Origin of the sequence: Actinokineospora sp. PR83 (assembly GCF_021056305.1) — a bacterium.
GTDB classification, from domain to species: domain Bacteria; phylum Actinomycetota; class Actinomycetes; order Mycobacteriales; family Pseudonocardiaceae; genus Actinokineospora; species Actinokineospora spheciospongiae.
In genome coordinates this window covers 38,936-51,180 of the sequence record NZ_JAJCXD010000010.1, presented here as the reverse complement: position 1 = coordinate 51,180, position 12,245 = coordinate 38,936, and the positions used below count along the sequence as shown (strand labels likewise).

General features: G+C 76.0%; 4 protein-coding genes. 3 read left to right on the top strand and 1 reads right to left on the bottom strand.

From position 1 onward, the window contains the following. Positions 1-54: 54 nt before the first annotated feature. Positions 55-9,165 carry a non-ribosomal peptide synthetase gene (locus L6E12_RS03145; protein ID WP_236226349.1) on the bottom strand — a complete coding sequence of 3,037 codons (9,111 nt, stop codon included), beginning with the start codon at positions 9,163-9,165 and terminating at the stop codon, positions 55-57. A 253-nt stretch (positions 9,166-9,418) separates the two neighbouring features. Between L6E12_RS03145 and L6E12_RS03140 the strand changes: the two genes are divergently transcribed. From L6E12_RS03140 to sbnA, 3 genes are read left to right on the top strand one after another with little or no spacing between them, the layout of a single operon-like run. After that, positions 9,419-10,360, top strand: a complete 942-nt coding sequence (locus tag L6E12_RS03140) for an ATP-binding cassette domain-containing protein (protein WP_236226348.1) — start codon at positions 9,419-9,421, stop codon at positions 10,358-10,360. Then, a complete protein-coding gene (locus tag L6E12_RS03135; RefSeq protein WP_236226347.1) occupies positions 10,357-11,241 on the top strand; it encodes an ABC transporter permease in 885 nt (294 codons plus the stop codon). The genes L6E12_RS03140 and L6E12_RS03135 overlap by 4 nt, the downstream gene beginning before the upstream one ends. Beyond that, positions 11,238-12,227, top strand: coding sequence for a 2,3-diaminopropionate biosynthesis protein SbnA (sbnA, locus tag L6E12_RS03130; protein WP_236226346.1), 990 nt, complete (start codon positions 11,238-11,240; stop codon positions 12,225-12,227). Before L6E12_RS03135 ends, sbnA begins: the two co-directional genes overlap by 4 nt. Positions 12,228-12,245 lie beyond the last annotated feature (18 nt).

The following is a 12,245-nucleotide window of genomic DNA, read 5'->3' as shown; positions in this document are numbered from 1 at the left end:
TGGCACGGGTCGTCTCCTGACGGGGGGCGGTCGGGGGGTGGCCCCGCACCTGGCTCAGTCGAGCAGGTCCTCGAAGTCGTCGATGTCCTCCTGGCTGACCGACACCAGGGCCAGGTCGGACGGGGTGAGACCGCCCGCGTCGGGGCGCGCGGCGTGCTCGGAGAGCACCAGCAGGGCCCGGCGCCAGGCGGTGGCCACGGCCCTGACCCCGGTGTCGTCGAGCAGCTCGGACGGGAACAGCCAGGTCGCCGACAGGCGGGGGCCGTCCGGTCCGTCGAGGGCCACCGCGGTGATCTCCAGCGCGTGCGGCAGCGGCATGTCCGGGTCGGCGCCGCCGCCCAGGCCCGCGGCCTCGGGGGCGGGCTCGAACCCGTCGCCGTCGGTCGGCCCGGCGAGCCTGCCCAGGTAGTTGAAGCCGATCTGCGGGGTGTGCCCGGCGGCCAGGACGCCCTCGGTGTGCGGGTTGAGGTGGCGGAGCAGGCCGTGGCCGATGCCGCCGTCCGGCAGGACGCGCAACTGCTCCTTGACCTGCTTGAGCGCGCGTCCGGCGGCCGGGCCGCCCGCCCACAACTCGGTCCAGTCGTCGACGCCCGGGTCCAGCCGCACCGGGTGCAGGCTGGTGAACCAGCCGGTGGTGCGGGACAGGTCGGTGCCGGGCAGGTCGAGCCTGCCGTGGCCCTCGACGTCGACCAGGACGGCGCCCGCGGTGTCGAGGCGCTGGTCGGCGACCGCCAGGGCGAGCGCGGTGAGCAGCACGTCCTGGACGCCCGCGTGGAAGGCGGCGGGCACGTCGGTGAGCAGCGGCAGCGTCTGCTCCGGGGTCAGCTCGACGGTGACGGTGCGGGCGGTCGCGGCCAGGTCGCGGTCGGGGTCCAGCGGCCGCGACGACAGCAGCGCGTCCGGCCGGGAGACCTGCGCCCGCCACAGCTCCAGCTCGCCCACCCGCTCGGCGGCCTGCTCGGTGAGCAGCCGCCCCCACGTGCGGTAGGAGGTCGCGACCGGGGCCAACTCCTCCCCGCGCCACGCGGCGGCCAGGTCGGGCAGCAGCACCCGCCAGGACACCCCGTCGACGCTGAGGTGGTGGACCACCAGCAGCAACCGCCCGGGGCGGCGCGGGCCCGCGTCGAACCAGACGAACCTGGCGACGCGGCCGGTGAACGGGTCCAGTTCGGTCCGCGCGGCGACCGCCTCCTCGGCGATCACCGCGGCGACGCCCTCGGGGTCCACCGTGGTCAGGTCGACCTGGCTGAGCAGGTCCGCGGCGCGGACCGTGCCGCGCGGGGCGACCGAGGCCGACCAGCCGGTCGCGTCCCGGTCCACCCGCAGCCGCAGCGAGTCGTGCCGGCCGAGCAGGGCGTCGAGGGCGGCGGCGAGCCGGTCGAGGTCGGCCCCGGCCGGGGTGGTGACCACCATCGACTGGTGGAACCCGGCGATCGGGCCGCCCCGGTCCAGCAGCCAGTGCGAGATCGGGGTCGGCACCAGCGGGCCGGTCCCGGCGTCGGCGTCCTCGACGAGGAGCGCGGCGGCGGTGTCGGCGCGGGCCACGGCGGCGAGCCGGGCGACGGTGCGGTGCTCGAACACCTGGCGCGGGGTCAGCACGAACCCGGCCGCCCTGGCCCTGGCCACGAGCTGGATGGAGACGATGCTGTCGCCGCCCAGGTCGAAGAAGCTGTCGTCGGCGCCGACCTCGGCCACGCCGAGCACGTCGGCGAACAGCCCGACCAGGACCGCCTCGACCGGGGTCCCGGCCTGCCTGCCCGACCCCGCGCGCACCGGGTCCGGGGCGGGCAGGGCCTTGCGGTCCAGCTTGCCGTTGGGGGTCAGCGGCAGCGCGTCGAGGACGACGACGGCGGCGGGGACCATGTGCTCGGGCAGCGCCTCGGCGGCGTGCTCGCGCAGCACCTCCGCGTCGACCTCGGTGCCCGCGGTGGGCACGACGTAGGCGACCAGGCGGATCGACCCGGGCCGGTCGCGGCGGGCGAGCACGGCGACCGAGCCGACCGTGGCGTGCCCGGCGAGCACGGCCTCGACCTCGCCCGGCTCGACGCGCTGGCCGCGGATCTTGACCTGGTCGTCGACCCGGCCCAGGTACTCCAGGGCGCCGTCGGCGCGCCAACGGGCGATGTCGCCGGTGCGGTACATCCGGGTGCCGGGGGCGCCGTGGGGGTCGGCGACGAACCGGTCGGCGGTCAGGCCGGGGCGGTTGTGGTAGCCCAGCGCCAACTGGCGGCCCGCCAGGTACAGCTCGCCGGGGACACCGGGCGGGACGGGGCGCAGCGCCGGGTCCAGCACGTAGGTGCGGGTGTTCCAGACCGGGCGGCCGATCGGCACCGACGTGCCGTCCTCGGGCAGCACCGCCCACGCGGTGACGTCGACCGACGCCTCGGTGGGGCCGTAGAGGTTGTGCAGCCCGGCGTCGAACGCGGCGGTGAACCGGGCGGCCAGCTCGCCGGGCAGGGCCTCCCCGCTGCACAGCACGCGGCGCAGGCTCGCGCACCGGGCGGGGTCGGCCTCGGCGACGAACGCCTGCAGCATCGACGGGACGAAGTGGGCGGTCGTGACCCGCTCGCGGTGGATCAGGTCGGCCAGGTAGCCGGGGTCGCGGTGCCCCTCGGGTCGGGCCACCACGAGGGTGGAACCGGCGATGAGCGGCCAGAAGAACTCCCACACCGACACGTCGAACCCGGAGGGGGTCTTCTGCAGCACCCGGTCGTCGGCCCCGAGCCGGTACTCGTGCTGAGTCCACAGCAGGCGGTTGACGATGCCGCGGTGCGGGACCAGCACGCCCTTGGGCCTGCCGGTGGACCCGGAGGTGAAGATCGCGTACGCGGGGTGCCCCGGCAGCAGCGGGGCGAGCCGGTCGGCGTCGGTCAGCGGTTCGGGTGACAGCGCCTCGGCACCGGCGGCGGGCAGCAGCAGGCGCGGCACGCCACCGGGCAGGCGGGAGTCCAGCCCCGGCGTCGTCAGCAGCAGCGCGGGGGCGCCGTCGGCGAGCAGGAACCCGATGCGGTCGGCCGGGTAGTCCGGGTCGATCGGCAGGTACGCCGCGCCCGCCCGCAGCACCGCGTGCAGGGCCACGACCAGCTCCACCGAGCGCGGGACCGCGACGGCGACGAGCCTGCCCGGCCCGGCGCCGTGCTCGACGAGCAGCCGGGCGAGCCGGTTGGCCTCCGCGTCGAACTCCGCGTAGGTCAGCGACCGGTCCTCGAAGACCAGCGCCTCGGCCTCCGGGGTGCGGGCGGCGGCCTCGGCGAGCAGCGCGGTGAGGGTGGTGTCGGGGACCTCGGTGGCGGTGTCGTTCCAGCCGTCGAGGACCTGGGCCCGCTCCCCGGCGGTCAGCACGTCGACGTCGCCCGGGGTGGCAGCCGGGTCGGCGACCAGGGCGTCGAGCACCCGCAGCAGCCGGTCGAGCAGCAGCCGGGCCGCGTCCGCGTCGACGAGGTCGGGGCGGTGGCCCAGGCGCAGCTCCAGGTCGGTGCCGGGGACGGCCATCAGGGTCAGCGGGTAGTGGGTGGCGTCGACACCGTCCACCCCGGTCACCTCGGCGCCGGGCAGGACCAGCGCGGACGGGTCGAGCGGGTAGTTCTCGAACACGACGAGGGTGTCGAACAGCTCGCCGAGTCCGGCGACGCGCTGCACCTCGGCCAGGCCGAGGTGCTGGTGCGGGACCAGTCCGGCCTGCCGCCCCTGGGTCGCGGCGAGGGAGTCGAGGACCGGGCGGGCCGGGTCGAGTTCGACCACGACCGGGACGGTGTTGATGAACAGGCCGACCATGGTCTCGGCGCCGTCGAGGTCGGTGGGCCGACCGGAGACGGTCGCGCCGAAGGTGACCTCGGTGCGGCCGGTCAGCTTCGCCAGCAGCACCGCCCACGCACCCTGCACCAGGGTGTTCGGGGTCAGGCCGTGGGCGCGGGCCAGCGCGTCGAGCGGGCCCATCGGCACGGTGACCGAGACGCGCCGCGGCTCGGCGGTCCGCTCGGGGCGCTCGGTCGGCAGCAGCAGCGTGGGCTCCCGCACCGACGCCAGCTCCTCGCGCCACGCCTGCTCGGCGGCGCCAGGGGGCAGCGCGGCGAGCCGGGCGAGGTGGTCGCGGAAGGGCCGCACCGGGGGCAGGACCGCGGCCGGGTCGCCGTAGAGGGCGAACAGCTCGGTCGCCACGATCGGCATCGACCAGCCGTCGAGCAGGATGTGGTGGTTGGTCAGGGTCAGGCGGTGGCGCTCGCCACCGAGGTGGAACAGGGCCACGCGCAGCAGCGGCGGGGCGGCGAGGTCGAACCGGCTGTTGCGGTCGGCGTCCTGGACGCGGGCCAGCTCGGCGGCCGGGTCGGCCACCCCGGACAGGTCGTGCACCTCCAGCGGGACGGTGACCTCGGCCGGGACGACCTGCAGCGGCCGGTCGCCGGGGACGAAGGCGGCGCCGAGGGTGGGGTGCCTGCGCACCAGCGCGGCCAGCGCGGTGCGCAGCGCGGTCTCGTCGACCGGGCCGTGCAGGTCGAAGCCGAACTGGACGGTGTAGACGTCGGTCTCGGCGTCGTCGAACTGGGCGTGGAAGAACAGGCCGCGCTGCAGCGGGGCCAGCGGCAGGACGTCGAGGAGCCTGCCGTGGCGGCGCTGCAGGGCGTCGACCCGGTCCTGGTCGAGGTCGACGAGCGGGAAGTCGCCCGGGGTGGCGCAGACCTCGCCGCCGACCGAGGACACGTGCGCGGCGGTGGCGCGCAGCGCGGCGGTCCAGGCGGCGACCAGCTCGTCGACCAGGTCGAGCCCGACCGCGCCGACGGCGGCGGTGAGGTGCGCGGCGACGCCGCCGTCCGGGGTGACCAGGGTGGTGACCTCGACGGCGTGCGCCGGGCGGGCGTCACCGTGGTCGCCGGGCACGGCCGGGGCGTCGGCGAGCGCCCAGCCGTCCAGCTCGGGCAGGGTCAGCGCGCCAAGGTGGTTGAAGCAGACCTGCGGGACGGGCGCGTCGGCGAACTCGCCCGCCGCGTGGCGCAGGACGCCGTAGCCGGTACCGCCGCCGGGGACCGCGCGCAGCAGGTCGCGGACCCGCTTGACGACGAGCGCGGCGCAACGCCCGCCCGCCAACGCGTCCCCGACGTCCACACCGGACAGGTCGATGCCGAGCGGGTGCACGGCGGTGAACCAGCCGACGGTGCGCGACAGGTCGACCCCGGGCAGGACGTCGGCGCGGCCGTGGCCCTCGACGTCGACGAGCAGCCCGCCCGCGGGGCGCACGGTCTCGACCGCGATGGCCAGCGCGCCCAGCAGCACCTCGGCGACCCCGCCGAACGCGGCGGCCACCGGGCCGAGCAGGTCGGCGGCGAGGTCGTCGGGCAGCCGGAGGCTGGTGGTGCGGGTGGTGGAGGCGGTGTCCACGGCGGGGTCGAAGGCGCGCGGCCCGAACCCGGGGTCGGCGACGGCGAGGTGCGCGCGCCAGAAGTCGATCTCGGACGAGCGGTCCAGCGCGACCAGTTCCCGCGCCCACCAGCGGTACGGGGTGCCGACCTCGGGCAGGGACACGGGGTCGCCCGCGGCGACCGCGGCCCACGCGGCGGCCAGGTCCGGCAGCAGCACCCGCCAGGACACGCCGTCGACCAGCAGGTGGTGCAGCACGAGCAGCACCCGGCCGGGCTCGGCACCGGCGTCGAACCAGACGACCTGGGCGAGCACGCCCTCCTCGGGGACCAGCCGGTTCCAGGCCGCCTCGGTGACCGCGTCGGGGTCGGCGTTCCCGCAGACGCGGCGGACCAGGTCGGTGGCGCGGACCGAGCCGCGGGCACCGATGGTGAGCTGCAGGCCGGGGTCGTCCGCGTCGACGAGCACCCTGGTGCGCAGCGCGTCGTGGTGGTCGAACAGCGCCTGCACCGCGGTGGTGAGCCCGGTGAGGGTCAGCGAGGCGGGGGCGTCGAGCAGGATCGCCTGGTGCAGGCCGTCGATCGGGCCGCCGCGGTCGCGCAGGTCGGCCACGATCGGCAGCAGCGGCAGCGCGCCGACGCCCTCCCCCACCCCGGCGGCGGTGGGTGCCTCCGCGGCCTCGGTGGCCACCGCGGCCAGCGCGGCCGGGGTGCGGGCGGCGAAGACCTGGCGCGGGGTGATCAGCAGACCGGCCTCGCGGGCCCGGGAGACCAGGCGGATGGCGACGATGCTGTCCCCGCCGAGGTCGAAGAAGCTGTCGCCGACCCCGACCCCGGACACGCCGAGGACGTCGCCGACCAGCCCGCACAACACCCGCTCGCGCTCGGAGGCGGGGGCGGCACCGGCGCCCGCGGCCACGTACTCGGGGGCGGGCAGCGCCAAGCGGTCGAGCTTGCCGTTGGGGTTGAGCGGCAACCGGTCCAGGACGACAAACGCCGACGGGACCATGTACTCGGGCAGCCCGTCGGCGATCGCCGAGCGCACCACCGCGGCGTCGATCGGGTTGCCGAGCGCGGACCCGGCGGTGTCGCCGAGGTGGCCGACGAGGTAGGCCACGAGCTGCTTGACGCCCGGCTGGTCCTCGCGGACCACCACGGCGGCCTGCGCCACGGAGGGGTGGGCGGTCAGCGCGGTCTCCACCTCGCCCAGCTCGATCCGGAAGCCGCGCACCTTGACCTGGTCGTCGGCGCGGCCCAGGTACTCCACGTCGCCGTCCGGGGTCCAGCGCACGACGTCGCCGGTGCGGTACATGCGGTCGCCGGGGGCGCCGAACGGGTCGGCGACGAAGCGCTCGGCGGTCAGACCGGGGCGGTCGAGGTAGCCGCGGGCCAGTCCGGCACCCGTCAGGTACAGCTCGCCGGTGGCGCCGGGCGGCACCGGGCGCAGCGCGGCGTCGAGGACGTACGCGCGGGTGTTGCGGATGGGCGCGCCGATCGGCGGGGCGGCCTCGACCGGCCCGTCGGCGTACCAGGCGGTGGCGTAGACCGTGGCCTCGGTGGGGCCGTAGATGTTGGACAGCCGGGCGCCCGCGACCTTCTCCTGCACCAGGCGCGCGTTGGGCAGCGACAGGCCCTCGCCCGCCAACACCACGTCGCCCGCCTCGACGGTGGCCCCGCCGTGCGCGAGCACCTGGGCCAGCGCGGACGGCACGGCGCTGACCAGGCTGCCCGACCAGGTGCCGCCCGGCTGCTCGGCGAGGGCGAGCAGGTCGCGGACGACCTCGACGGACCCGCCGCAGGCCAGCGGCCCGAACATCTCGAACACCGACACGTCGAAGTTGAGCGAGGTCGCGGCGAGCACGTGCGCGAGCCGGTCGGGCCCGAACTCGCCCACCGCCCAGCGGATCAGGTCGGCGACCCCGGCGTGCGGGACCACGACACCCTTGGGGCGGCCGGTCGAGCCCGAGGTGAAGATCGTGTACGCGGCGTTGGCCGGGCGCAGCGGGGCACGGCGGTCGGCGTCGGTCAGCGGGGTGGGGGCGTGCCCCGAGGTGTCCACGGCGCCTGCGCCGCCGACGAGCAGCAGGGGGCGGTCGGTGGCGGGCAGCGCGGACCGCGCCCGGTCGTCGGTGAGCACCAGGACGGGGTCGGCGTCGGCGAGCATGAACGCGATCCGCTCGGCCGGGTAGGCGGGGTCGACCGGCACGTACGCGCCGCCCGCCTTGAGCACGGCCAGCACCGCGACGATCAGCTCGTGGGTGCGCGGCAGGCACAGCGCCACCGAGGTCTCCGGGCCGACACCGCGCGAGACCAGCAGTCGGGCGAGCCGGTTGGCCCTGGCGTGCAGCTCGGCGTAGGTCAGGGTGGCCCCGCCGTGGCGGACCGCGGTGGCGGCTGGGGTCGCGGCGGCTTGGGCGTCGAGCAGGTCGACCGCGGTCTCCACCGGGTTCGGCGCGGCGGTGTCGTTCCACCGGCGCAGCACGGTGTCGGACTCGGCCGGGGTCGCCACGTCGAGGTGGGCCAGCGGGCTGTCCGGGCCCGCGGCGGCCAGGGCCGCGGTGAACCGGGCGAAGCGGGAGTGCAGCGCGTCCAGCTCGGCGGGGCCGAAGAGGTCGGGGTTGGCGTCGAGCAGCAGGTCGACACCGTCACCGCCGCGGCCGTCGATGACCAGCGACAGCTCGTCGACCGGGCCGCCCGCGAGGTTGACCACACGGGCCGCGGCGCCGCCGAAGGCGAGGTCCTGGTCCAGCAGCACGATGTTCACGTGCGCGCCGACCAGCCGGTCGTCGTCGGTGACCAGCTTGAGGTCGCGGCGCAGGTCCTCGTAGCGGTAGCGCTGGTGGCGCACGGCGGCACGCAGGTTCGCCGACGTGGCGGAGACCAGCTCGGCGACCGTGGCGGCCGGGTCGGCGGGCAGCACCAGCGGCACGATGTTGGACACCATGCCCGGCACCGACGCCGCCGCGCCGCGCGGGCGGGCCGAGACGGGGACACCGAGGACGACCCGGCGCGCGCCCGACAGCCTGCCCAGGTACGCGCCGAACGCGGCCACGACCACGGCGGGCCACGCGCAGCCGGTCTCCCTGGCGAGGTCGCGCACGGCGGTCAGCTCCGCGGCGCCGAGGTGGGCGCGGCGGCGGTCGAGCCGGTGCGGCATGACGGGCTTGGCGCCGGTGAGGCTGACCGGGGCGGGGCGGTCGGCCAGCAGCCCGGCCCAGTGGGCGCGGTCGCGCTCGAAGCGCTCGCCCGCCCGGTACTCGCGCTCCTCCTCGACCAGGGTCCGCAACGGCGCGAACGGCGTCGGCCCGGCCGGGCGGCCCTCGTGCAGCGCGGTGTAGACGTCGGCGACCCTGCGCTGCACCAGCGACATGCCCACGCCGTCGAGCAGCGCGTGGTGGTAGCGCTGGTACCACAGCGACCGCTCCTCGCCGACGCGCAGCAGGGCGAAGGCGTACAACGGGTCCCGGTCCAGGTCCAGCGGGGTGGAGTGCTCGGCGCGCATCCACTCCAGCGCCGCCGCGCACGGGTCCGCCGCGTCCCGGAAGTCCACCTGGGACAGTCGGGGGTCGGTGCGGTCGAGCAGGGACTGGGTCGCGCGGCCCTCGGTGTCGACCGCGACCCGCACGCGCAGCGCCTCGGCCTCGGCGATGACGGTGACCAGCGCCGCCCGCAGCAGCCCGGCGTCCACCCGCCCGTCGACCTCGACGTACTCGGCGATGTTGTACACCGGGTTGGTCGGGTCCAGGCGCTGGGCGAAGACCACCCCGGCCTGGGCGGCCGTCAGCGGCAGGTGCGGGGGGTTCGCAGCGGTCATCGGGGCATCACCTTCACTCGCGTCCGGCCCCCGGGACCCGGGGTCGCGACCCAGTCTCGGGACCGGCCCGACCGACCGGCAACGCCGCTGCAGCTAACTGCACGGCCTGCGGGAACGGGGTCGGAAGCGTTGCCGGGCAAGGCATTCGGCCCAGTGCTTCAGCTTGCTGCAACGCGCTGGGTGGCGGTGGCCCGCACTGCTTGAGTGACAACCGCACACACACCAGCGGCACGCGAGCGAACGAGGTGCGCAAGTGGACAACGCGATCGAGGCGGAGGGTCTCCGCAAGGCCTACGGCGGCCACCAGGCCCTGCGCGGGGTCGACCTCGCAGTGCCGCGCGGGACGGTGCTCGGCGTGCTCGGCCCCAACGGCGCGGGCAAGACGACGACGGTGCGCATCCTGGCCACCCTGCTGACCGCGGACGCGGGCACGGCGCGGGTGGCCGGTCACGACGTGCGCCGCCACCCCGGCCTGGTGCGCTCGCGCATCGGGCTCACCGGCCAGTACGCGGCACTCGACGACAAGCTGACCGGGCGGGAGAACCTGCGCCTGGTCGGCGTGCTGCACCACCTCGGCCGGGCCCGCGCCCGCGCCGTGGCCGACGAGCTGCTGGAGTCCTTCGAGCTGGCCGACGCCGCCGACCGGCCGGTCAAGGGCTACTCCGGCGGGATGCGGCGGCGGCTGGACCTGGCCGCCAGCCTGGTCGCCGAACCCGAGGTGCTCTTCCTCGACGAGCCGACCACCGGCCTGGACCCGCACAGCCGCAACACCCTGTGGAAGCGCATCCGCGCCCAGGTCGACGCGGGCGTCACCGTGCTGCTGACCACCCAGTACCTGGAGGAGGCCGACCAGCTCGCCGACCGCGTCGTGGTCGTCGACGCGGGCCGGGTCGTCGCCGAGGGCACCCCCGACCAGCTCAAGCGCAAGGTCGGCGGTGAGCGGCTGTCGGTCACGCTGGTCGACCCCGCCGACTCCGCCTCGGCCCTGTCGGCGCTGGCCGGGGTCGGCACCGACGCGCCGGTCCGGCAGGGCGAGCGGGTCGTGCAGGTCAGCCTGGCGGCGGGGATCGGCTCGATCGCCGACGCCGCCACCGCCCTGGCGGGTCTCGACATCGCCGTCGAGGACTTCGGTGTCCGCCGCCCCTCCCTCGACGACGTCTTCCTCGCCCTCACCGGACACGGAGCGACCGCATGACCCTGGCCACCGCCCCCCGAGGCGCCCCCGCCCCCAGCGGCGTCAGCACCCCCGACCGCGGCGCACCCGCCGCCCGCGGCCTCACCACGACCGCGGTCAACGCGCTCAGCGACGCGGGCGCCCTGTTCGGCAGGCACCTGCGCCACCTGGTGCGGATGCCGGAGAAGCTGCTCGCCGCCACCGTCATGCCGGTGGCCTACGTCGCGCTGTTCGGCGTGCTGTTCGGCAGCGCCATGGCCGCCCCCGGCGGCAACTACCAGGACTACCTGATGGCGGGCATCCTCGCCCAGACGATGCTGACCAACCTGTCCAGCACCGCCCTGGGCGTGGCCACCGACCTGGGCAACGGGCTGGTCGACCGGTTCCGCTCGCTGCCGATGTCCGACGCCGCCGTGCTCGCCGCGCGCACTGCGTCCAACGTGGTGGTCTCCGCGATCTCCATCGCCGTCATGGCGGGAGTGGGGTACCTGATCGGCTGGCGCCTGCACAACGGTGTCGGCCAGGCGCTGCTCGGCTTCGGCCTGCTGCTGCTGCTCGGCTTCGCGATGGCCTGGGTGGGCGCGTTGCTGGGCCTGCTGGTGCGCGACGCCGAGGCGATCAGCTCGGTGGCGGTGCTGGTCGTGCTGCCGCTGACGTTCCTGTCCAACGCGTTCATCCCGCTCGGCGGCCTGCCCGGCTGGCTGCGGGTGGTCTGCGAGTGGAACCCGCTCAGCGCCGTGGTCACCGCGTGCAGGCAGCTTTTCGGCAACGAGACCGGTCCGCTCCCGGGCAGCCTGCCCGGGCAGTACCCGCTGGCCGTGGGCACCGTCCTGGTGCTGGTCCTGCTCGCCGTCGCGGGCCCGCTGGCCGTGCGCGCCTACCGGCGGGCGGTCACCCGGTGACCGCCACCGCGGACGTCGCCGTCCAGGGCCCGCTCACCGAGGCGCTCGCGCGGATCGCGGGCGCGATGCGCGAGACGGCCACCGTGCCCCTCGCCCACCGCACCCTCGACCTGCACGCCAAGCTGGAGTACGCCAACCCCAACGGCAGCTCCAAGGACCGCTCCGCGTACTGGATCCTCAAGCGCGGCGTCGAGCGCGGCCACATCACCGAGCGCACCACCGTGGTCGAGTCGTCCTCGGGCAACTTCGCGCTGTCGATGGCCTCGTTCTGCCGGGCCCTGGGCATCGCGTTCATCCCGGTGATCGACCCCAACGTCAACGCCTCCACCGAGGCATACCTGCGGCTGACCTGCGACCGGGTGGAGAAGGTCACCGAACGCGACGCCACCGGCGGCTTCCTGGCCACCCGGCTGACCAGGGTCGCCACCCTGCGCGCCGAGCTGCCCGACGTGTTCTGGCCCGACCAGTACGGCAACCCCGACGCCGTCGAGGCGCACTACCTGCTCACCGGCGGTGAGCTGGTGCGCGCGCTGCCGCGCATCGACTACGCGTTCATCGGCGCGGGCACCGGCGGCACCATCGGCGGGGTCTCGCTGCGGCTCAAGGAGGCCCACCCGAGGGTGCGGGTGGTCGCGGTCGACGCGGAGGGTTCGGCGATCTTCGGCGGCGCCCCCAAGACCCGGCGCATCCCCGGCCTGGGCTCGAGCATCGTCCCGCCGCTGATCCACCGGGCCAGTGTGGACGACGTGGTCCTGGTGTCCGAGCCGGACACCGTGCGCGGCTGCCACGACCTGCTGCGCGAGCACGGCCTGTACGCGGGCGGGTCCACCGGCACCGTCTACTCCGCGCTGACCCGCTACTTCGCCGGGCACACCGGCTCCAGACCCACCGTGGTGTTCCTGGCCGCCGACCGCGGCACCGCCTACGCCGACACCGTCTACAACCCGGCCTGGGCCGCCACCCTGCTCGACCCCGTCCCCGCCTGACCCGAACCCCGACCACCC